Here is a 21,210-nt window from a genome sequence, read left to right on the forward strand (position 1 = left end):
ACCGCCGCCGCGAACGGAACGATCTTCGCCTCCGCCAGCGCACGCACCGACTCACGGAGCATGTCGTGCTCCTCGGAGGGCCGATACAGGTCGAAGTCCTTGCCCATGATGTGGAGCTCCCCTAGACGCTTGTGGCACTGAGTACCCTCAGCAAAACACACTCAGTGCCATGACGCCAGAGCGCCCCGACGCTGTTCCGCGTCGGGGCGATCATGAGACCGTGTGGTCGGTTTTGTTCGACGGAGTGTGGACGCGAGCCCTACTGCTCCTCGCGGCGCCGCTGGCTCGCGTCGTACTCCGCGGCCAGCTGGTCGGCGCGGTCCTCGTTCAACTGGAGACCCGTCAGCAGCGCCGGCGTGCAGATGCTCGGCAGGAGGTACTTGAGCAGCACCGAGACCCGGTGGTTCAAGTCGTTGCGATTGCGCAGGATCTGGGACATCGTCTGGATGCCGGCGTATGCGCCCGAGAAGAGCTCGGCCACGTCGGACACGTCCACGTGGCTCAGGATCTCGCCCCTGGTCCTCGCGACCGTCAGGATCTCCGTCACCTGGTCGATCCACGCCGTGAAGGGCGCGGCCCGGTCGACCCCGGTGGCACCGCTGTCCAGGGCCAGCGCGACGCTCGCCCGGACGAGCGGGTCGCGCTGAAGCCGGTGGCCGAGCAGAAAGGCCTGGTCCGCGAGCTCCTGGAGCTTGATCGGCTGCGGGGACATCGGCTCGTCGAGCATCTGGGCGTCCAGCACACCCAGGGCGAGGTCTTCCTTGGAAGCGAAGTGGAAATACAGAGCTCCCTTGGTCACCCCGGCGCGCACCAGGATCTCGCCGATGGTCGTCCGCTCGTAGCCGCGCTCGGCGAAGACCGTGGCGGCCGCCTCCAGAATCGCCCGTCGGGTCTTGATTGCACGCGCTTGCTGCGCCAAGGCGCCGCCTCCTGCTGTCTCGCTGTCTGTGCTCACCGTGTGACGTGATGCGTTGAAAAGAAAACCGGACTGTACGTATTCTATGTTTGGCGGACACATCCGCTCAGGGGTGTAGGACGCAAGGGGGATCCATGGACCAGGAGTGGCGAGGAGCGATGACGCGCGTCCCCGGGGAGTTCGTCCACCGTGCCGACCCCGCGGACATCTTCCCCACGGACTGGACGCGGCTGGCCGAAGACCGGTTCTCGGTATCCGCCCGCTGGCCTGCTGCGCATCCCTTCTTCTCTCCGGTGACAGGGGACCGGCACGACCCTGTACTGGTGGCCGAGACGATACGCCAGGCCACCATGCTCGTCGCTCATGCCGAACTGGGGGTACCCCTGGACGAGCAGTTCGTCATGTGGGGTCTCGGCTACACCACCGACCCCGAGGCGCTCGCCGTGGACGGCCTCTCCTCGGACGTCACCGTCGACCTCGTCTGCTCCGAGCTGATCCGCCGCGGCGGCAGCATCCGGAACATGCGCGTCGCCCTGGTGCTCACGCGCGACGGCCGGCACCTCGCCACCGGCAGCGCCCTGACCCGCTGCACCTCGGCCAGGGCGTACCGCCGGATCCGCGGCGAGCGTCTGGCCGCGCTCGGCAGGCCGGTCCCGCTCATACAGGGCGTGGCGCCGCAGCTGGTCGGCCGCGAGAGCCCCAAGGACGTCGTCCTCGGCGTGGGTGCCAGGCCCGGACAGTGGCAGCTGCGGATCAACACCGGACACACCACCCTCTTCCGCCGCCCGAACGACCACGTGCCGGGCATGGTGCTCCTGGAGGCCGCCCGTCAGGCGGCGACGCTGACGACCGGGAGCACCGCGTTCCTGCCGGTCGCCATGGAGTCCTCCTTCTCGCGGTACGCCGAGCTCGACAGCCCCTGCTGGATAGAGGCCCGCGTCATGCCGTCCTCGGACCCCTCGACGACCCCCGTCGTGGTCGTCGGCCGGCAGGACGGCCACGAGGTCTTCCGCTCCGTGCTCACCTCGCCGGCACGTGACCTCGCGGTCGCCGGAGGCGGCCTCCGCGGCCGGCTGGCGGGTTGAGCGGGCCCGGCGCCGTGGGGCCTCGCGTACTGATCACCGGCACGACCGGCTTCGTCGGGAGCCGGGTCGCCGCGCTGGCCGCCGTCCGTCCGGACCCCGGCCGACTGCGGCTGCTCACCCGTCGCCCGCAGTCGCCCGGGACGACGTACGGGACGACGCCCGACCGCGTGCCCGCTCCCGAGACCGTCACGGGTGACCTCCGCGACGCCGACTCCCTGCGCCGGGCCTGCGAGGGCGTCGACGTGCTGATCCACTGCGCCTCGGCGATCGGCGGGGACGAGGAGCTGGCCCGCAGCGTCAACGACGAGGGCACCCGCGCCCTCGTCGACGCGGCCGTACGCGCCGGCGTGACCCGGATCGTCTCCCTGAGCACCGCCTCCGTCCACGGCCGCGGACCCTTCCGGGCCGCCGCCCCCGGTTCCCTGCCGCTCGCTCCCGGCTCGGCGACCAGCCGTACGCGGGCGGCAGGCGAGCGGTACGTCGTCGAGGCCGGCGGGGCCGTCCTGCGACCCCATCTCGTGTACGGCTCCGGCGACCGGCAGCTGGTTCCCGGCCTGGTCCGGCTGCTCGAACTGCTGCCGGGCCCGCTCGACGCCGGGGCCTCGCTGCACTCCCTGATCGACGTGGAGAGCCTGGCGGGCGCCCTGCTCGGTGCGGCGCTCTCGCCGCGGACGGAGCCGGGCGCGTACTACGTCAACCACCCCGAGCCCGTACCGGTGGCGGAACTGCTCGCGCCCTGCGAGGCGCTCCTGGCCGGGCGTGCGGGGCGGTCCCGGGCCGCGGCGGTGGACCTCGCCGAGGCTCACGAGCTGCTCGCCGGTCATCCCTTCGGCCGGCACCACCTGGCCATGCTCGCCACCGACCACTGGTTCGCCGACGACCGTCCGTGGCGGGAACTCGGCTGCGACCCGGGACCGGGCTTCACCGCCGGGTTCGCGGCCCACGCGCGGTGGTACCAGAATCTTCTCGACCCTTCCTGAAGCAGGACCCGAACCCCGACCGAACCGCCCCGCACGACCGCGGGACGAACCGAAAGAAGGCACCACCGACATGTCCCCGCTGGCCGGCAGGACCGCGATCGTCACGGGTGCGAGCCGCGGCATCGGACGAGGCATCGCGGAGCGCCTGGCGAGGGACGGCGCCTTCGTCGCGGTGCACTACGGCAGCAACGGCGACGCCGCGCGCGAGACCGTGCGGCGCATCGAGGAGCACGGCGGCCGGGCCTTCGCCTTCCGCGCGGAGCTGGAGGCGCCGGACGCCGTGGACACGTTCTACGCGGCGCTGGACGCGGGTCTCGCGGAGTGCGGGGCGGAGCCCGGCTTCGACATCCTCGTGAACAACGCGGGTGCCAGCGGCTCCGGCCGCATCCACGAGCTGACCACCGAGGTCTTCGACCGGCTGTTCGCGATCAACGTGAAGGCCCCGCTGTTCCTGATCCAGCGGGGTCTCGGCCGGCTGCGCGACGGCGGCCGGATCGTCAACGTCTCCTCGGCGGCGACGCGGATCGCCTTCCCGGACTCCGTCACGTACGCGATGACGAAGGGCGCCGTCGACACGATGACGCTCGCCCTCGCCAAGGAGCTGGGGCCCCGGGGGATCACGGTCAACGCGGTCGCCCCCGGCTTCGTGGCGACGGACATGAACGCGCGCCGCAGGGCGACACCGGAGGCGAGCGCCGCCCTCGCCGCCTACTCGGTCTTCAACCGGCTCGGGACACCGGCCGACATCGCGGACGTCGTGGGGTTCCTCGTCTCCGACGACGCCCGCTGGATCACCGGCCAGTACGTGGACGCCACGGGAGGAAGCGCGCTCTGAGCCACGGTCAGCCGACCGGGGTGAGGGAGCGGAGGAGTACGGCCGGCGTGCCCGCCGGTTCCAGGGCCGCGAGGGCCTCCGGGGTGGTCATGGTGGGCAGCAGGGTGCGCCATAAGCCGGTGACGGCGTGGGGCGAGAGCCACTCGCCGCTGTCCTGGGACAGGGTCACGAGCCCGATGGTGGCGGCGACGATCGTGCGGGCGAGGTCCACCTGACGCAGGCCGCCGGTGGCGAGGAGGCCCTCGTCGGCGGCCTCGGCGAGCCGCTGCTGCACGCAGCTCTGCCACTCCTGGCGCAGATTGAGCTCCGTACGGCAGTCGTTCGCGCAGCTGAGCCGGAAGCCGGCCCGTACGACGATGTCCTCGCGGAACAGGCCGGCGAGTGCGTGCGTGGTGTCGACGAGGTTCTGGAGGGCGTCCGACCGGTGGCGGTAGGCGATCCTGGCGGTCCGTCGCAGTGTCGTACAGGCCGCGTCCTCGACCGCCTCGGCGACGGCCGCCTTGTTCTCGAAGTGGAAGTGGAGCGCGCCGGGGCTGACGCCGGCGCCCACGCTGATCGCGGACAGCGTGGCCTGGGCGAAGCCGCGCAGATCGAACTCCCCGGCCGCCGACCGGATCAGCGCGTCGCGCGTTCGTGTTCCCCGCTCTTGTTTGGTCACCCACGGCTCCCGTAGCACCCATGCGTCGCGGCGGCACGGACCTGCGCCCCGTCACACCGAACCACCCGACGACCTCAAACCGACTGATTGGTATTCTACGAGGTTTCGTCGTAGTCCAAAGGCGTATCCCGGTTGTCGGATTTGCCTACCCCGGGCGGGTGTTGGCGAGCCCTCCGCAGGGGTGTCCGGTGCGGGCCGGGTCGCGGAGCGGGGTTCGTGAACAAACCGAGAGGAAGGTTTGTCGGTCCGTCGGTGGCGGCGTACGGGCAGGCGTTCCGGTCCGGACGGGCGGTCGCGCTCCCACGGATAAAGTGGGGCCACGATGACACGTTTCCGCGAGAGCGTCCGTTCCCTGCTGCGCGAGCAGGTGCTCGACGCCGCCTACCGCCTCGTCGCAGCCGAGGGCTGGGGCGGGCTGCGTATGACCGCCATCGCGCGGGCAGCCGGGATCAGCCGCCAGACGCTCTACAACGAGTTCGGCTCGAAGGAGGCCATCGGCAAGGCCCTGGTGCAGCGCGAGCTGGAGGGCTTCCTGCTCGGGATCCAGCGCGAACTCGACGCCCACCGGGGCGAACTGGAGGCCGCGGCCGCCGCCGGGGTCGGCTACGCGCTCCAGCAGGCCGCGGACAACCCCCTGATCAAGGGGGTCCTGGTGGCCGCGCGGGGCGGCGAGGACGATCTCCTCGCCTATCTGACCACGCGACCGGAGCCGGTCTTCGGGACGGCGATGACGATGCTCGACGCGTACGCGACCGAGGCCTGGCCCGATGTGGACGAGGAGTCGCGGGGTCTCGCGGTCGAGACGATCGTCCGGCTCACGGTCAGCCACATCGTCCAGCCGGTGGCCTCCCCGGAGGAGTCCGCGCGGCGCATCGCCCGGATCACGGCACGTACCGCGTACCCCGGCGGCCGCTGAGGCGCGGCCCCGGCGGCGGGTGTGGGGAGGGCGGCCCGGAAGGTCGACGAGGCCCGCTGCCGGACACGGGGGATCTCCGGCAGCGGGCCTCTGTTGAAGATTCTACGAGATGGTCGGGGCCGGCCCGCACACCGGGACCGTCCCGGTCGCCCACCGGTGGCGCCGCCCGGCAGTGCCCGGCCATGTCCGTGACGGGCGAAGCGCGGGGCGACGGGGTAGATCTCAGCTGAGAGACATGTCGCCGGCGACGACAGGGAGGCCGCCGTGGAAGGCAGAAGCAAAGGGTTCGTGCACTCCTTCAACCGTCTCGGCGGGTACGGCTTCGTCGTCCCCGTGGGCTCCGAGGAGCAGGTCTGGTTCAACGCGGAGGACATCGAGGGGGACGTCCGGACGGTCTCCGAGGGCCAGCAGGTCACCTTCGTCCTCGTCCTCGGCGACGGCCGCTTCGAGGCGAAGGAGCTGCGTCTCTGAGTCACCCGGACGGGCGAGCGGCGGCTCCGCGTTCGGTGCGTGGGCACAGGCCCGGCCGTGCCGTGCGCGGGGCTGCCTACGATGACCCCATGTCCGAGCGCGCAGACCCGCCAGACACCGCGGGCCCCGAAGACCCCACGACGGATCCCGCGGCGGATCGCGCGACCGGTCCTACGGCGGATGCCGTGGCCGTCGCCGGCGCCGTCCCCCGTCCGCACGAGCGGACGCCCGGGGCGCGGGAACTCGCCGCGGCGGCCGAGGTGTTCGCGCTCCTCTCCGACCCCACCCGGCTCCACCTCCTCTGGCTGCTCACGCACGGCGAGGCCGACGTCGGCGCCCTGACCGAGGCGTGCGGGGCCGCGCGCCCCGCCGTGAGCCAGCACCTGGCCAAGCTGCGCCTCGGCGGGCTTGTGCAGTCCCGCAAGGACGGGCGCCGTGTCGTGTACGCGATGCCGGACGGGCACCTGAAGCGGCTGGTCGTCGAGGCGATCAGCCGCGCCGACCACGTGGTGAGCGGCGAGCCCTGGCACGACTGAGGCCGTTCCGCCGGGGCCCGTTCACGTGAACATGTGCGCACTTGTGCACACGTCGGCTACGGTGAGGAGACGGAGAAGTCCGCCGACCGCCGTGGCCGACCCGGGGGCGTCCTCATGCTGTCCGTGCTGCGCAACCGCGCCTACCGGCGCCTCTTCACCGCCCAGGTCGTCGCCCTCGTCGGCACCGGCCTCGCGACCGTGGCGCTGAGCCTCCTCGCCTACGACCTCGCCGGGACGGACGCCTCCGCCGTACTCGGCACCGCCCTCGCGATCAAGATGGCCGCGTACGTCGGCATGGGCCCCGTCGTCGGCGCCCTCGTCGGCCGGCTGCCCCGCCGGACCCTGCTCGTCACCATGGACCTCGTACGGGCCGGGGTCGCCCTGTCCCTGCCGTTCGTCACCCAGGTGTGGCAGGTCTACGTCCTGATCCTGCTCCTCCAGGCCGCCTCCGCCGCCTTCACGCCGACCTTCCAGGCGACGATCCCCGAGCTGCTGCCCGAGGAGCGCGACTACACCCGGGCGCTCTCCCTCTCCCGGCTCGCCTACGACCTGGAGAGCCTGCTCAGCCCGGTGCTCGCCGCCGCGCTGCTCGTCCTCGTCCCGTACGACCGGCTCTTCACCGGCACCGCCGCGGGCTTCCTCGTCTCGGGCCTCCTGGTCCGCGCGACCGCCCTGCCCCCGTCCGCGCCGGCCGCCCGCGCGGGAGGCCTCCGGGCCGGCGCCGCCTTCGGCACGCGGCTCCTCCTCGGCACCCCGCGCCTCCGGGCCCTGCTCGCCCTCGACCTCGCGGTGGCCGCGGCGGGCGCGACGGTCCTCGTCAACACCGTCGTCCTGGTCCGCGACACCCTCGGCCGCGCCCCCGGTGACGTCCCGCTCGCGCTCGGCGCGTACGGCGCGGGCTCGATGACGGTGGCACTCCTCCTCCCGCGCCTGCTGGACGGCCCGCCCGCCGACCGGCCGCGCCCACTTGGGTGCCTCCTCCGCCCCGCAGGGGAACGGGCGCTCATGCTGCGCGCCGCCTTCGCCCTGCCCACGGCCCTCGGGGCGCTCGCACTCGGACTCACGCTAGGGGTCGGGGTCGGGGCCGGGGGTGGAGCGGGAGCCGGGGCGGGAGCCGGGCCCGGGTGGGGCGGCGGGCCGTGGTCCTGGCCCGCGCTGCTCGTGCTCTGGGCGGTCCTCGGCGCGGCGACCTCGGCGATCCTGACGCCCGGCGGCAGGCTGCTGCGGCGCTCCGCACGGAGCGCCGACCTGCCGGCCGCCTTCGCCGCCCGGTTCTCCCTCTCGCACGCCTGCTGGCTGCTCACCTACCCCCTGGCCGGCGGGCTCGCCGCGGGCGCCGGGCTCGCGACCTCGGCCGCCGTACTCGCCGGGGTCGCGCTGCTCGGTGCCCTGGCCGCGGCCCGCCTGTGGCCCCGTACCGACCCGGCCGCGCTCGAACACACCCACCCCGAGCTCCCCGCGGGCCACCCCCACCTCACGGCGGCGGGCGGCGGAGGCCGCCACGCGCACGACTTCCACATCGACGAACTCCACCGCCGCTGGCCCCGCCGGGAGGCGGCCTAGGGCGTGTTGCGAAAGTCCCGCCTGCCCGACGGCCCTTCGGGCGGCCGGCGCTACTTTCGCAACACGCCCTAGAGACAGGTCTCAGCGGGGGAGGCGCATCTCCAGGCCGTCGAGGACGACGTCCAGGCCGTAGGCGAACTTCGTGTCGCGGAGTGCGACGGGGTCGACGGGCGCATGGACGGCGGCGTCGGCGTACGCCTCGGTGAGGTGGTCGTGGCCGGCCGCGGCCTGCTGGGCGGCGGGCATCAGCCGAGCGATGAACTCGCCCTCGGTGTCGCCGGAGCGGGCGACCGTGGTGAGCCAGGCGGCCTCCGTCGTGCTCATCCCGATGACGTACGACAGGAGCGTGTCGATCGCCCGGCTCGGCTCCGGGAAGCCGGCCGCCGTGAAGAGGGCGGCGAGCCGCTCCGAGTACGACATCAGGTTCGGTCCCAGATAGGCGAGGCCCGCCTGGCCGAGGACGGACGAGAGCCAGGGGTGGCGCAGGGCCGTCGCGCGGAACGAGCCCGCGGCCTCGGTCGCGGCGGCGCGCCAGCCGGCTCCGCCGCGGGCGGCGTCCGCCGGAGGGACGGTGATCTCGGCGGCGACCTCGTCCACGGCGAGCTCCATGAGCTCGTCCTTGGTCGCGACGTGGCGGTAGAGCGAGGTGGCGCCGGCGTTCAGACGGGCGCCGAGCTTGCGCATGCTGAGCGCCTCGATGCCGTCGGCGTCCAGCATGACGACCGCCTCGCGGACGATCGCGGTGCGGCTGAGCGCGGGCTGATCGGGTGCGGACTGCTGCCGCGTCCACACGGACGGGACGGGGTGCGCCTTGGCGGCCATGGGCCCTCCTTCACTGCGTACGGCGTTCGCATCCAGCGTACAGGTGATGGGGTTGCGAACACTGTGCGCGCCTGCGTACAGTGTTCGCACCGAAGGAGATCGGCAAGCGAGAGACGGAAGTCGAGGGGGAAGTCCGATGGATACCCGCAACCCACGCCGCTGGTGGATCCTGGTCGTGCTGTGCCTCAGCACCCTGGTCCTGGTGGTCGACAGCATGGCGCTGACCGTCGCGGTCCCCTCGATGACGGAGGACATCGGCGCGAGCGCCCAGGACATCCAGTGGATCCTGGACTCCTACATCCTGGTCTTCGCGGGACTCCTCCTCACCTCCGGAAGCCTCGGCGACCGGTTCGGCAGGCGGAAGATCATGGTCATCGGTCTGCTGCTCTTCGGCGCGGCGTCACTGGCCGCGACGGTCTGCACCAGCCCCGGCGAGGTCATCGCCGCGCGGATCACGATGGGCATCGGCGGCGCGCTGATCATGCCCTCGACGCTCTCCATCCTCATCACCGTCTTCGACGAGGACGAGCGGCCCAAGGCGATGGCGGCCTGGGGTTCCGTGTCGATGCTCGGCCTCGTCGGCAGCCCCGTCCTCGGCGGGGTCCTGATCGACCGGTTCTCCTGGCAGTCGATCTTCTTCATCAACGTCCCGGTCGTCGTCCTCGCGGTCGTCGCCGCCCTCACCCTCATGCCGGAGTCCAAGGGGCCCTGGCAGAAGCCCGACCCGCTCGGCGCGATCCTCTCCGCCGTCGGCATGACCGCGCTGATCTGGTGGATCATCGAGATCCCGCAGCACGGCGCCTTCGAGGGCCGCTCGCTCGTCACCCTGGCCGTCGCGGTCGTCGCCCTCGCCGGCTTCGTGATCTGGGAGAACGTCACCCCCGAGCCGATGGTGCCGCTGGTCCTCTTCAAGCACCGCAACTTCAGCGGCGGTTCGCTCTCGCTGACCCTCGTGCAGATCGGCAACGGCGGCCTGCTCCTCGTCCTCACCCAGTACCTGCAGTTCGTCCTCGGCTACTCGCCGGTCAAGGCGGGCCTCGCCTTCGTCCCGCTCGCCGTCGCCGCCCTCGTCGGCAACGGCGCCGGCGCCGGACTCGCGGCCAAGGTCGGCCACCGCGTCCTCATCCTCGCGGGCATGCTCGTCATGGCCGGTTCCTTCGCCCTGCTGACCACGGTCGACGCCGGCACCGGCTTCACCGTCCCCGCCATCGCCCTGAGCCTGCTCGGCCTCGGCGCCGGCCTCGCGATGCCGGCCGCCGTCGGCGCCCTGATGAGCACCATCCCCGAGGAGAAGGCGGGCGTCGGCTCCGCCCTGAACGACACGATCCAGCAGGCCGGCACCGCGCTCGGCATCGCGATCCTCGGCTCGCTCCTCACCAGCACCTTCTCCCGTGAGATGCCGGCGGACGCCCCCGAGCAGGCCAAGCAGTCGATCGGTGGGGCGCTGGCCGCCGCCAAGGGCGACCCGGTGATGATCGAATCGGCCCGCGAGGCCTTCACCACCTCGATGTCCACCACCTTCACGATCAGCGCGATCGGCGTCCTCGCGGCCGCCGTCCTCGCCACCCTGGTCATGCGGGACACCAGGAAGACCGCCGGTGAGGCCGAGGCGGCCAAGACGGACGAGGCGGCCGAGACAGGCGAGGCGGCCGAGGCGGACGGGACGGCCGAGACAGGCGGGACGGTCGAGGCGGACGGGACGGTCGAGGCGGACGGGACGGTCGAGGCGGACGGGACGGACCGGACGGACGGGCAGGACGGTCAGGACGCCGCGGGCAGGGAGAAGTCCGGGCTCGCGATCTGATCCGCCCCGACGACCGGAGCCGGTACCCCCTCGGGGGCGCCGGCTCCCGTCGTACGGCGAAAAGCTTCCGCGAACAGCCGCGTCCACCCGCCCCCGCCTGGCACGCTTTCGTCCGTGACCTATGTCGTAACCGTGGAAATACGCGTTCCGGAGGGTGCTCCGGAGCTGGACGGGCTCCACCGCGTGGGAGCCACCGCCCTGCTGGAGCAGGGCTTCGCGTCGGTGGCCGGGATCGAAGGCGCCGACGGCATGGAGATGGACCTGTTCGACGTCGCCGTGGCCGTCCATCCGGGCGGGGCGATCCTGAAGGTGATGGTCGCGGCGCCGTCACTGGAGTTCGCCGAGGAGGCGGTCGGCTCCGTGAGCGAGGAGGTCCTGGAGCGCTCGGAGCTGCTGGCCGAGTGGACGGTCGAGAGCAGCGAGGTGCAGCTCCACACCGACGCGGCGCGCGAGAGCCTCGAAGCGGCCGACGGGCCCGGCGCCCCGCCCAGCGACCCGCAGGCCCGCCGGGCCCACCACACGGCGAAGCCCGACACCGCCGACGAGGCGGAGCGGGAGGCGCAGGACCACGAAGCCGCGTTCCGCACGCTGGCGGCCCAGCTCCGCTCCTTCGGCCCGGCGGTCTTCGGCGCCACGGAGCCGGAGACGGAGTGGGGGACGGAGCCGGGGGCGGGGCCGGCAGCGGAAGTGGGCGAAGGCTCGGGAGGTCCGGGAGGCCCGGGACATCCGGGCGAGGGGGACGAACTCCCGCGGGTCAGCCCCGGCAGCGCCGAACTCGCCGCCGGTTCGCTGGTCTACGGCGCGGAGGTCCTCATCGACGAGCTGTACGACGACGTGCAGGCGCTCGCCGAGGAGGACACCACCGTCGCCGAGTGCCAGGGGCACCTGTGGCACCTGGACCAGCTGCCCTCGCGCCACGCCCACCAGTACAACGAGCTCTTCGCGCGCCGCTTCCTGGTGACCGCGATCGCCCTCACCACCCGGTTCACCGACGGCAGCTTCCGGCGGCTCGGCTGCCTCGCCGAGGAGCTCGTGCTGAAGCTCCTCCTCGAACAGGCCCACGTCACCCTCGACCTGCACGGACTCCTGGACGAGGAGGTCGCGGCGGCCCTCGGGCGCTTCGCCGGGGAGGTCTACGAGGACATGGACTTCGCGTGGCTCCAGGACGGGGCGGAGGACGGCACCCACGGCCACGGCACCCACGGCCACGGCGCCCACGGCCACGGCCCCGACGGACGCGGTGCCGCCGGGGCGGCGATCGGCTTCGGCACGTGGTTCACGCCCTTCGACGACGCGCGGTACGTCCACCCGTACGCCCTCGACGAGACGCCGGAGACCGGCGTCCCCGACACGGCGGAGAACTGAGCCGCCCGAGGCCCGGCACAATGCGCTCATGGCCCAGTCCTTCCGGCAGTCCTTCCTGCCCGTACTCGAACGCATCGGCGAGGAGATCGAGGGCCTCGCCGGCCGGGGCCGCCCCGCCGACTACATCCCGGCTCTCGCCGCCGTCGACCCGAACCGCTTCGGGATGGCCGTGGCGGAGCTCGACGGCACGGTGTACGGGGTGGGGGAGTGGCAGCAGCCCTTCTCCACCCAGTCCGTCACCAAGGTCTTCACGCTCGCCCTCGCCCTGTCCCGGGAAGGCGAGGAGCTCTGGGAGCACGTCGGCCGCGAACCCTCGGGCAACCCCTTCAACTCGCTGGTCCAGCTGGAGTACGAGCACGGCATCCCCCGCAACCCCTTCATCAACGCCGGCGCCCTCGTCGTCACCGACCGGCTGCACCGGCTGACCGGAGACGCCTCCGGCAGCCTCCGCGACTTCCTGCGCGCCGAGTCGACCAACCAGGACCTCGACTTCGACCGGGACGTGGCCGCGTCCGAGACCGCCCACGGCGACCGCAACGCCGCCCTCGCCCACTTCATGGCCTCGTACGGCAACATCACCACCCCCGTGCCGACCCTGCTCCGCGAGTACTTCCGGCAGTGCGCGATCGAGGCGTCCTGCGCCGACCTCGCCGTCGCCACCGGCTTCCTCGCCCGGCACGGCATCCGCGCCGACGGCTCCCGCCTGCTCACCCGCAGCCAGGCCAAGCAGGTCAACGCCGTGATGATGACCTGCGGCACCTACGACGCGGCCGGCGACTTCGCCTACCGGGTCGGGCTCCCCGGCAAGAGCGGCGTGGGCGGCGCCATCATCGCCGTCGTCCCGGGCCGCTGCACGCTCTGCGTCTGGAGCCCGGGACTCGACGACCGCGGCAACTCGGTCGCCGGAGTGGCCGCCCTGGACCGCTTCACCACCATCACGGGCCTGTCCGTCTTCTAGGGCGTGTTGCGAAAGTCCCGCCTGCCCGACGGCGCCTGGCACGCACGCTCGCCGCGTTATCGGGATCACCCCGATACATCCAGTGTCGGGGCGACCCTCCGCCTTGCGATCGCACGCACCAGACGCCGTCGGGCCCGCCCTTCGGGCGGCCGGCGCTACTTTCGCAACACGCCCTAAAATGACCGTGCGCGTACGGATGCGGGTACGGGCGGAGACCGGAGGGAGGGGGCGGCATGATCGACCGGAGCGGAAACGATTCGGGCACCTCGCCGAGCAGGCGCGGCCAGGGGAAGCTGGAGGCACACGTCCTCTCCGTGCTCAAGGGCGCCACCGAACCGGTGCCCGTGGCCTGGGTGCAGGAGCGCCTCGGCGGCGACCTCGCCTACACCACGGTGATCACGATCCTGACCCGGCTGCACGGCAAGGGCGCCGTGGAGCGCGAGCGCGCCGGGCGCTCCTTCGTCTGGACGGCCGTGTCAGACGAGGCCGGGCTCGCCGCGCTCCGGATGCGCAAGGTGCTGGACGCGGAGGCGGACCGTCAGGCGGTGCTCGCCAGCTTCGTCACCACGCTCTCGAAGAACGACGAACTGCTCCTCCGTGAACTCCTGGCCGCCGACCCGGAGCCCTCCGACCCTGCAGCGCCGTCCGACTCCGCCGCGCCCTCCGGCCCCGCCGCGCCCCCGGACCCCTCGGATGCCTCCGGGGAAGCCGGCTGACACGTCCATGGGGTTCTTCGTCTTCCTCCCGCTCGTCCTCCCGCTCACGGCCTGGCCCGTCGCCCGGCTCGCCGAGAGCCGGCTCCATCCCCGTACCGCCACGCGTCTCCTCTCCGTCGTCGCCGGCGTCCTCGCCGTGTGCAGCACCCTCTGCCTCGGCCTGCTCATGATCGTCGGCACGGCCCAGCTGCCCGGCAACCCGCTGCCCGACGCCTGGTCGGACCCCGAGGTGCGCGCAGCCCTGCCCTACGACGAGGTGGCGGGCCGAGTGGCGATCCCGGCCCTGCTCGCGGTGCTCGTCTCCTGCGCCGCGGCGGTCCGGCGCCAGTTCCGCGCGCGCCGACGGGCCGAGGCCGCACTCGCCGGTCTGCCCGAGACCTCCGTGACCGTCCTGCCGGACGGCGCCCCCTACGCGTACGCACTGCCCGGCCGTCGCCGCGACCGGGTCGTCGTCAGCACCGGCATGCTCGCCGGACTGACCTCCCGCGAACGCAGGGCGCTGTTCGCCCACGAGCGGGCCCACCTGGCGGGGCGCCACCACCGACACCTCCTGACGGTCCATCTGGCGGCCCACGCCAACCCGTTCCTGCGCCCGCTCCGTACCGCCGTCGCCTACACCGCCGAGCGCTGGGCCGACGAGGAGGCCGCGGCGGCGGTCGGCAGCCGCCGCTGCGTGGCCCGGGCGATCGGCACGGCCGCCCTCCTGGCCCCGCCCACGACCACCCCACTGCTCCCGGCGGTCACCGGCCCCGGCCCCGTGCCCCGCCGGGTGGCGGCGCTGCTGCGCCCCGCCCCGGCGGCCCGCACCTGGCCGCCGCTCTTCACCGCCGTCGGCCTCGCGGCCTGGGTCGCCGCCTTCGGCGCGACGGCCTCGGCCCTCTCCTCGGCGAACTCGGCCGTCGCCCTCTTCCTCACCCTCCGCGCGGTCACCCCTCTGTAGCCCCCGCCGCGGACCACTTCTCGGGCACGACCCGGAAGAGGCCCCTCAGAGATCGAACTCGTGCGGCGGCAGGCCGAGCGCGAAGCAGGCCTCGCGGACGACGGCCTGCTCCGTCTTGTCGAAGTCGCCGTCGGCGCCGCCGATGACGATGCCTATCTGGACGACGGCGCGGGCCTCGGCGGGCTTCTTCCTCGCCTTGGCGATCTCCTGGAGCACGCCGACCCTGCCGAAGTCGAAGTCGGCCGTCAGCTTGTCCAGGTTCTCGTCGAACCGGCGCTGGAGGTCCGTCGCGTCGAAGTTCTGCAGGACCTCGTTGGTCGAGATGAGCTGGGCGACCCGCCGGCGCTCGGACGGGTCGATCGTCCCGTCGGCGGCGGCCACGAGCGCGCACATCGCCATGCTCGCGTCCCGGAAGGCGCCGCTCTTCAGGTCGTTCTTCCTCGCCACCAGCTGGGTCTGCATCCCCGATGCGGATTCCTTGATGCGGTCCCACAGGGCCATGTTCCGTCACTCCAGTCGTCGTCGGTTGTTTCTACGCCTCTGTAGAACGTGGTGGTGCGGGCGAAGGTTCCCGGGTGTGCGCGGCGTCAGCGACGCGTATGCGTCACGGCCCGATCCGTCAGGGCCGCGTCAGGGGAGACCCGGGACCGGCGGGCCCCGGGAATAGCGTCGAAGAGCCCCTCGGCGCCGCGCCGGGGACCCTGTTCCGTTCCTCGGGAGGAACCGATGACAGACGCTCTGTTCGGGGACGACGCCGAACCCTTCGATCTGCCCCCGGCGGCCGGACGGCTCTGCGTCCCGGTCCGGCCGAGCGCCGGCGGCTGGGCCACCCGCCTCTTCCGGACGCCGGTCGGCGGCAGGACCGCCGTCGCTTTCACCGATCCCGCACGGCTGAGGACGGTCCTGGGAGCCGCCCAGCCGTGGATCCTCCTCTCCGAACCGGCGCTGCGCGCGCTCACCGAGCCGCTGGGCGTCCACGAGCTGAGGATCGACCCCGCCTTCACCGCACCGGCTCCGGTCGCCACGGCGACGCCGGCCCCCTCCACCACCACCCCCGTGGCCGGGCCGCGCCCGCTCACCGCGCTCGCGAGCTGAAGGGAACCCCGGAGATGACCACCCTGCCCCTGCCCGCCCAGGCCCCCGCGGGTCCCCGCCCCGCCGACGCCGGAGCCGGCGCCCTCTCCGTCTGGCCCGCCACCACCGCCGAGCTGCCCCACGGACAGCTCCTCGTCGGAGGCGTACCGCTCACCGAGATCGCCGAGGGCCACGGCACGCCCGTCTACGTCCTCGACGAGGCCGAGGTCCGGGAGCGCTGCCGCACCTACCGCACGGCCTTCCCCGGCGCCGAGATCCACTACGCGGCCAAGGCCTTCCTGTGCCGCGCCCTGGCGCACTGGGTCGAGGAGGAGGGCCTCGGCCTCGACGTGTGCTCCGCCGGTGAACTGGAGCTCGCCGTCACCGCCGGCTTCCCGCCGGAGCGGATCCTGCTCCACGGCAACGCCAAGTCCCCGCACGACCTGGCGACCGCGCTCCGCCTCGGTGTGGGCCGGATCGTCATCGACAGCCCCGCCGAGATCGCCCGGATCGCCGCGGCGGTCGGCACCGGAGGCCGGCAGAAGGTCATGGTCCGGGTGACCCCGGGCATCAGCGCGGGGGGCCACCGGAAGATCCGCACCGGCTCGGACGACCAGAAGTTCGGCCTCTCCGTCCGGGACGGCCACGCCCAGCACGCCATCGCCCGGGTCCTCGGCCAGCCGCGTCTCGAACTGACCGGGATCCACTGCCACCTGGGCTCGCAGATCACCGACGTCAAGCCGTACCTGCTGGCCGTGCGCCGACTCGTCGGCCTCTTGGCCCGGGTCCGAGACGCCCACGGGGTCACGCTCCCCGAGCTCGACCTCGGCGGCGGCCACGGCATCGCCTACCGCCCCGGCGAGCCCGCCCTCGACCTCACCGCCCTCGCGCGGAGGGTGCGCGCCGAACTCGCCGCGAGCTGCGCGGCGGCCGGGCTCCCCGTCCCCCGCCTCGTCGTCGAACCGGGGCGGGCGGTCGTCGGCCCCGCCGGGGTCGCGGTCTACCGGGTCCTCGCGGTGAAGCGCACACCCGGCCGCACCTTCGTGGCCGTGGACGGCGGGATGAGCGACAACCCGCGCCCCGCGCTGTACGGCGTGCGGTACGCGCCCCGCCTGGTCGGCCGCGGCTCGGCCACCGGGCCCGAGCGCGTGACGGTCGTCGGCCGCCACTGCGAGGCCGGCGACATCCTGGCCGAGGACGTCCCGCTGCCCGCCGACACCCGCCCCGGGGACCTCCTCGCCCTGCCGGTGGCGGGCGCGTACCACCTGTCGATGGCCTCCCCGTACAACCTCGTGGGCCGTCCTCCGGTGGTCGCCGTCCGCGACGGACGTGCCCGGCTCCTCGTCCGCCGGGAGACCCTGGCCGACCTCCGGGCCCGCGACGTCGGCCTCTGAGACGCGCGCGCCGACCCGCGCCGGCGCGCACAGGCCCGCGTCCGTCGCTCGGGAAAGCCGCGGCGCGGATCGGGAAAGCCGCGGGCGCGTATCGGGAAGGCCGCGGCGCGTAGGGGACGCGTCAAGAGCGCGCCGCGGGGCGTATGGGGGGCGTTAACGGCGGCCGCACCCCGTCTGAACAGGGGTTTGCTCATCTCGTCAGAGAATCCGTTCTTCACTCAGGAGCTCACGATGGCCGACGTGGCCTTCGTCGTCACCACGCTCGCGGTCTTCGCGCTGGTGGCCTTCATCGCCAAGGGGGTGGCCAAGCTGTGACCGCCGAGAACATCGTCGGGCTGCTGGTCGCCGCCGCCCTCCTCGGTTATCTCGTCCTCGCGCTCGTCAAGCCGGAGAGGTTCTGAGTACGGAGATGAGTCCCGTCCTTGCTGGGGTCCTCCAGCTCCTCGCCCTGATCGTCGCGCTGGGCCTCTCGTACCGCCCGCTGGGCGACCACATGGCGCGGGTCTACTCCTCGGAGAAGCACCACCGCCCCGAGAAGTGGATCTACAAGGCCATCGGCGCGAACCCGAACGTCGAGATGCGCTGGCCCGCGTACCTGCGCGGCGTCCTCGCGTTCTCCGCGGTGAGCGTCCTCTTCCTCTACCTGCTCCAGCGGGTCCAGGGCTCGCTGCCCGGCTCGCTCGGCTTCGTCTCCATCGACCCGGACCAGGCGTTCAACACGGCCGCCTCGTTCGTGGCGAACACCAACTGGCAGTCTTACTACGGCGAGCAGGCCATGGGCCACGTCGTGCAGACCGGCGGCCTCGCGGTGCAGAACTTCGTCTCCGCGGCCGTCGGCATCGCGGTCGCGGTGGCCCTGGTGCGCGGCTTCGCCCGGTCCCGCACCGGCGAGCTGGGCAACTTCTGGGCCGACCTGGTCCGCGGCACGGTCCGCATCCTGCTCCCGATCTCCGTGATCGGTGCGCTGGTGCTCGTCGCCTGCGGCGCGATCCAGAACTTCTCGGGCATCCACGAGGTCGGCCAGTTCACCGGCGGCACCCAGCAGTGGAACGGCGGTGCGGTGGCCTCGCAGGAGGTCGTCAAGGAGCTGGGTACGAACGGCGGCGGCTACTTCAACGCCAACTCGGCCCACCCCTTCGAGAACCCCGACGGCCTCTCCAACCTCTTCGAGGTCTACCTGATCCTGCTCATCCCGTTCGCCCTGACCCGGACCTTCGGCCGCATGGTCGGCTCGCTCCGGCAGGGGTACGCGATCCTCGGCACGATGGCCACCATCTGGCTCGCCTTCACGGGCCTGATGATGTGGACCGAGTTCGCCCACAACGGCCCGGCGTTCGACCTCGCCGGTGGGGCGATGGAGGGCAAGGAGACCCGGTTCGGGATCGGCGGCTCGTCGATCTTCGCCGTGGCGACCACGCTCACCTCCACCGGTGCGGTGAACTCCTTCCACTCCTCGTACACCGGATTCGGCGGCGGCATCACGATGCTGGGCATGCAGCTCGGCGAGATCGCGCCCGGCGGTGTCGGCTCCGGCCTCTACGGCATGCTGATCATGGCGGTCATCGCCGTGTTCATCGCCGGTCTGATGGTCGGCCGCACCCCCGAGTACCTGGGCAAGAAGATCGGCACCCGCCAGATCACGTTCGCTGCCTGCTACATCCTGATCACCCCGGCGCTCGTCCTCGGCTTCACCGCCGCCGCGATGGCCCTGGACACCCCGGCGAACTCGATGACGAACTCCGGCGCGCACGGCTTCTCCGAGATCCTGTACGCCTACACCTCCGGCGCCAACAACAACGGCTCCGCGTTCGCGGGCCTCAACGCCGACACACAGTGGTTCAACTCGACCATCGGCATCGCGATGCTCCTCGGCCGCTTCCTGCCGATGGCTTTCGTCCTCGCCCTGGCCGGCTCGCTCGCCGAGCAGACGCCGGTGCCCGAGACGGCCGGCACGCTCCGGACCGAGAAGCCGCTGTTCACGGGCCTCCTGGTCGGCACGATCATGATCATCACCGGTCTCACCTACTTCCCGGCCCTCGCGCTGGGACCGCTCGCCGAAGGGCTCGCAGCATGAGCACCATCACCCCCACCCGGCCCCCGCGACCGGAGGCGCCGACCGACGGACCGGCCGGGGCCGGACGCGTCGGCGGCGGACTGTTCGACCCGAAGCAGCTGGTGACGTCCTTCCCGGACGCGCTGCGCAAGCTCGACCCCCGGGTCATGGTCAAGTCCCCGGTCATGTTCGTCGTCCTCGTCGGCTCCGTCGTCACCACCGCCCTCGCCGCCGCGAACCCGGGCGACTGGTTCGGCTGGGCGATCACCGCGTGGCTGTGGCTGACCACGGTCTTCGCCAACCTGGCGGAGGCGGTCGCCGAGGGCCGCGGCAAGGCCCAGGCGGACACCCTGCGCAGGGCCAAGACCGACACCGTCGCCCGCCGCCTGACGAAGACGGGCGAGGAGGAGGTGCCCGGCACCGAGCTGCGCATCGGCGACCTGGTGGTCTGCGAGGCAGGCGACGTCATCCCCGGTGACGGTGACGTCGTCGAGGGCGTCGCCTCCGTCGACGAGTCCGCCATCACCGGAGAGTCCGCCCCCGTCATCCGCGAGTCCGGCGGCGACCGGTGCGCGGTGACGGGCGGGACGAAGGTGCTGTCGGACAGGATCGTCGTGAAGATCACGACGAAGCCCGGCGAGACCTTCATCGACCGGATGATCAACCTGGTCGAGGGCGCGGCCCGGCAGAAGACCCCCAACGAGATCGCCCTCAACATCCTGCTCGCCTCCCTCACGATCGTCTTCCTGCTCGCGGTCGTGACGCTCAAGCCGTTCGCGATCTACGCGGGCGCCGACGAGCAGACCTCGCTCATCGTCCTCACGGCCCTGCTGGTGTGCCTGATCCCCACGACGATCGGCGCGCTGCTCTCCGCGATCGGCATCGCGGGCATGGACCGGCTCGTGCAGCGGAACGTCCTCGCGATGTCCGGCCGTGCCGTGGAGGCGGCCGGAGACGTGTCGACGCTGCTGCTCGACAAGACGGGCACGATTACCCTCGGCAACCGCCAGGCCGCCGAGTTCGCCCCGGTCGCCGGGACGACGGAGGCCGAACTGGCCGACGCGGCCCAGCTGTCCTCCCTCGCCGACGAGACGCCCGAGGGCCGCTCGATCGTGGTCCTCGCCAAGGAGCGGTACGGCCTCCGGGAGCGCCACCAGGGCGAGCTCGCCGGCGCCGGGTGGATCGAGTTCACCGCCCAGACCCGGATGTCGGGTGTGGACGTCGAGGGCCGGAAGATCCGCAAGGGTGCGACGGGTTCGGTCGTCGCCTGGGTGCGGGAGCAGGGCGGCACCGTCGCCGAGGACGCGCAGGCGCTCACGGACCGGATCTCCGAGGCCGGCGGCACCCCGCTCCTCGTGGCCGTGGAGGACGGCAGGGGCGCGCGCGTCCTCGGCGTCATCCACCTGAAGGACGTGGTCAAGGAGGGCATGCGGGAGCGGTTCGACGAACTGCGCCGCATGGGCATCAGGACGGTCATGATCACGGGCGACAACCCGCTGACCGCGAAGGCCATCGCCGAGGAGGCGGGTGTCGACGACTTCCTCGCCGAGGCCACCCCCGAGGACAAGATGGCCCTCATCAAGCGCGAGCAGGCCGGCGGCAAGCTCGTCGCGATGACCGGCGACGGCACCAACGACGCCCCCGCCCTGGCCCAGGCCGACGTCGGCGTCGCGATGAACACGGGCACGTCGGCCGCGAAGGAGGCCGGCAACATGGTCGACCTCGACTCCGACCCGACCAAGCTCATCGAGATCGTCGAGATCGGCAAGCAACTCCTCATCACCCGAGGCGCTCTGACGACCTTCTCGATCGCCAACGACGTGGCCAAGTACTTCGCGATCATCCCCGCCATGTTCGCCGTCGCCTACCCGTCCCTCGACAAGCTCAACATCATGGGCCTGGCCTCGCCCGAGTCCGCGATCCTCTCGGCGGTCATCTTCAACGCCCTGATCATCGTCGCCCTCGTGCCGCTGGCGTTGAAGGGCGTCCGCTACCGGCCGTCCAGCGCCGACTCGATGCTCCGCCGCAACCTCGGGGTCTACGGACTCGGCGGCCTCGTCGCCCCGTTCCTCGGCATCAAGCTCATCGACATGCTCCTCACCCTCATCCCCGGAATCGGCTGAC

Annotated in this window: 23 protein-coding genes; 18 read left to right on the plus strand and 5 right to left on the minus strand. The window is 72.5% G+C overall.

What is annotated here, in order from left to right; all coding sequences use genetic code 11:
* Both ACF08F_RS16170 and ACF08F_RS16175 read right to left on the minus strand, forming a co-directional pair.
* Positions 1-107, minus strand: a 107-nt coding sequence (locus ACF08F_RS16170) for an acyl-CoA dehydrogenase family protein (RefSeq protein ID WP_146250805.1), incomplete at its 3' end; no start/stop codon positions are given.
* A 152-nt stretch (positions 108-259) separates the two neighbouring features.
* Complete coding sequence (locus ACF08F_RS16175; protein WP_392299128.1) at positions 260-919, minus strand: ScbR family autoregulator-binding transcription factor; 660 nt, start codon at positions 917-919, stop codon at positions 260-262.
* A gap of 155 nt (positions 920-1,074) precedes the next feature.
* Here ACF08F_RS16175 and ACF08F_RS16180 point away from each other — a divergent pair, with 155 nt between their 5' ends.
* The 3 genes from ACF08F_RS16180 (at position 1,075) to ACF08F_RS16190 (ending at position 3,816) form a co-directional block, all read left to right on the plus strand.
* Positions 1,075-2,001 (plus strand): ScbA/BarX family gamma-butyrolactone biosynthesis protein, encoded by a 927-nt coding sequence (locus ACF08F_RS16180; protein ID WP_392299129.1) that lies wholly within the window; start codon positions 1,075-1,077, stop codon positions 1,999-2,001.
* A gap of 14 nt (positions 2,002-2,015) precedes the next feature.
* Entirely contained in the window at positions 2,016-2,981 is a 966-nt protein-coding gene (locus ACF08F_RS16185; RefSeq protein WP_392299130.1) for an NAD-dependent epimerase/dehydratase family protein, read from the plus strand.
* A 70-nt stretch (positions 2,982-3,051) separates the two neighbouring features.
* Positions 3,052-3,816 (plus strand): SDR family oxidoreductase, encoded by a 765-nt coding sequence (locus tag ACF08F_RS16190; RefSeq protein WP_392299131.1) that lies wholly within the window; start codon positions 3,052-3,054, stop codon positions 3,814-3,816.
* Positions 3,817-3,823: 7 nt separating this feature from the next.
* Here the strand turns inward: ACF08F_RS16190 and ACF08F_RS16195 are convergent, their stop codons facing one another.
* On the minus strand, positions 3,824-4,474 hold the full coding sequence (locus ACF08F_RS16195) for a ScbR family autoregulator-binding transcription factor (protein ID WP_392299132.1): 651 nt from the start codon (positions 4,472-4,474) through the stop codon (positions 3,824-3,826).
* Positions 4,475-4,796: 322 nt separating this feature from the next.
* Here ACF08F_RS16195 and ACF08F_RS16200 point away from each other — a divergent pair, with 322 nt between their 5' ends.
* The 4 genes from ACF08F_RS16200 to ACF08F_RS16215 all read left to right on the plus strand — a co-directional run bounded on the left by ACF08F_RS16200 (position 4,797) and on the right by ACF08F_RS16215 (position 7,960).
* A complete protein-coding gene (locus ACF08F_RS16200; protein WP_392299133.1) occupies positions 4,797-5,390 on the plus strand; it encodes a TetR family transcriptional regulator in 594 nt (197 codons plus the stop codon).
* A gap of 264 nt (positions 5,391-5,654) precedes the next feature.
* Positions 5,655-5,861 carry a cold-shock protein gene (locus ACF08F_RS16205; protein WP_392299134.1) on the plus strand — a complete coding sequence of 69 codons (207 nt, stop codon included), beginning with the start codon at positions 5,655-5,657 and terminating at the stop codon, positions 5,859-5,861.
* An 89-nt stretch (positions 5,862-5,950) separates the two neighbouring features.
* Entirely contained in the window at positions 5,951-6,397 is a 447-nt protein-coding gene (locus ACF08F_RS16210) for an ArsR/SmtB family transcription factor (RefSeq protein ID WP_392299135.1), read from the plus strand.
* Positions 6,398-6,511: 114 nt separating this feature from the next.
* Positions 6,512-7,960, plus strand: a complete 1,449-nt coding sequence (locus ACF08F_RS16215; protein WP_392299519.1) for an MFS transporter — start codon at positions 6,512-6,514, stop codon at positions 7,958-7,960.
* A gap of 81 nt (positions 7,961-8,041) precedes the next feature.
* Here the strand turns inward: ACF08F_RS16215 and ACF08F_RS16220 are convergent, their stop codons facing one another.
* Positions 8,042-8,782, minus strand: a complete 741-nt coding sequence (locus tag ACF08F_RS16220; RefSeq protein ID WP_392299136.1) for a TetR/AcrR family transcriptional regulator C-terminal domain-containing protein — start codon at positions 8,780-8,782, stop codon at positions 8,042-8,044.
* Between the two features lie 136 nt (positions 8,783-8,918).
* Here ACF08F_RS16220 and ACF08F_RS16225 point away from each other — a divergent pair, with 136 nt between their 5' ends.
* From ACF08F_RS16225 to ACF08F_RS16245, 5 genes are all read left to right on the plus strand, one after another.
* Positions 8,919-10,586 (plus strand): MFS transporter, encoded by a 1,668-nt coding sequence (locus tag ACF08F_RS16225; protein ID WP_392299137.1) that lies wholly within the window; start codon positions 8,919-8,921, stop codon positions 10,584-10,586.
* A 114-nt stretch (positions 10,587-10,700) separates the two neighbouring features.
* Positions 10,701-11,951 (plus strand): hypothetical protein, encoded by a 1,251-nt coding sequence (locus ACF08F_RS16230; RefSeq protein WP_392299138.1) that lies wholly within the window; start codon positions 10,701-10,703, stop codon positions 11,949-11,951.
* Between the two features lie 28 nt (positions 11,952-11,979).
* Positions 11,980-12,909 (plus strand): glutaminase, encoded by a 930-nt coding sequence (locus ACF08F_RS16235; RefSeq protein ID WP_392299139.1) that lies wholly within the window; start codon positions 11,980-11,982, stop codon positions 12,907-12,909.
* A 233-nt stretch (positions 12,910-13,142) separates the two neighbouring features.
* Positions 13,143-13,625 (plus strand): BlaI/MecI/CopY family transcriptional regulator, encoded by a 483-nt coding sequence (locus tag ACF08F_RS16240; protein ID WP_392299140.1) that lies wholly within the window; start codon positions 13,143-13,145, stop codon positions 13,623-13,625.
* A gap of 7 nt (positions 13,626-13,632) precedes the next feature.
* Positions 13,633-14,565 carry a M56 family metallopeptidase gene (locus ACF08F_RS16245; RefSeq protein WP_392299141.1) on the plus strand — a complete coding sequence of 311 codons (933 nt, stop codon included), beginning with the start codon at positions 13,633-13,635 and terminating at the stop codon, positions 14,563-14,565.
* A gap of 45 nt (positions 14,566-14,610) precedes the next feature.
* Here ACF08F_RS16245 and ACF08F_RS16250 read toward each other — a convergent pair whose 3' ends face one another.
* Positions 14,611-15,066, minus strand: coding sequence for a tellurite resistance TerB family protein (locus tag ACF08F_RS16250; RefSeq protein ID WP_392299142.1), 456 nt, complete (start codon positions 15,064-15,066; stop codon positions 14,611-14,613).
* Between the two features lie 225 nt (positions 15,067-15,291).
* Here ACF08F_RS16250 and ACF08F_RS16255 point away from each other — a divergent pair, with 225 nt between their 5' ends.
* The 6 genes from ACF08F_RS16255 (at position 15,292) to kdpB (ending at position 21,209) form a co-directional block, all read left to right on the plus strand.
* Positions 15,292-15,660, plus strand: coding sequence for an SAV_915 family protein (locus ACF08F_RS16255; protein ID WP_392299143.1), 369 nt, complete (start codon positions 15,292-15,294; stop codon positions 15,658-15,660).
* 14 nt (positions 15,661-15,674) lie between these two features.
* Entirely contained in the window at positions 15,675-17,033 is a 1,359-nt protein-coding gene (lysA, locus tag ACF08F_RS16260; protein WP_392299144.1) for a diaminopimelate decarboxylase, read from the plus strand.
* 186 nt (positions 17,034-17,219) lie between these two features.
* Positions 17,220-17,348, plus strand: a complete 129-nt coding sequence (locus tag ACF08F_RS16265; RefSeq protein ID WP_392299145.1) for a hypothetical protein — start codon at positions 17,220-17,222, stop codon at positions 17,346-17,348.
* Positions 17,345-17,434 (plus strand): K(+)-transporting ATPase subunit F, encoded by a 90-nt coding sequence (gene kdpF / locus ACF08F_RS16270; RefSeq protein ID WP_037673713.1) that lies wholly within the window; start codon positions 17,345-17,347, stop codon positions 17,432-17,434. Before ACF08F_RS16265 ends, kdpF begins: the two co-directional genes overlap by 4 nt.
* A gap of 8 nt (positions 17,435-17,442) precedes the next feature.
* A complete protein-coding gene (gene kdpA, locus ACF08F_RS16275) occupies positions 17,443-19,107 on the plus strand; it encodes a potassium-transporting ATPase subunit KdpA (RefSeq protein ID WP_392299146.1) in 1,665 nt (554 codons plus the stop codon).
* Complete coding sequence (gene kdpB, locus ACF08F_RS16280) at positions 19,104-21,209, plus strand: potassium-transporting ATPase subunit KdpB (RefSeq protein WP_392299147.1); 2,106 nt, start codon at positions 19,104-19,106, stop codon at positions 21,207-21,209. The genes kdpA and kdpB overlap by 4 nt, the downstream gene beginning before the upstream one ends.
* Position 21,210 lies beyond the last annotated feature (1 nt).

The sequence above is a fragment of the Streptomyces sp. NPDC015130 genome (genome assembly GCF_043080005.1).
Taxonomy (GTDB): domain Bacteria; phylum Actinomycetota; class Actinomycetes; order Streptomycetales; family Streptomycetaceae; genus Streptomyces.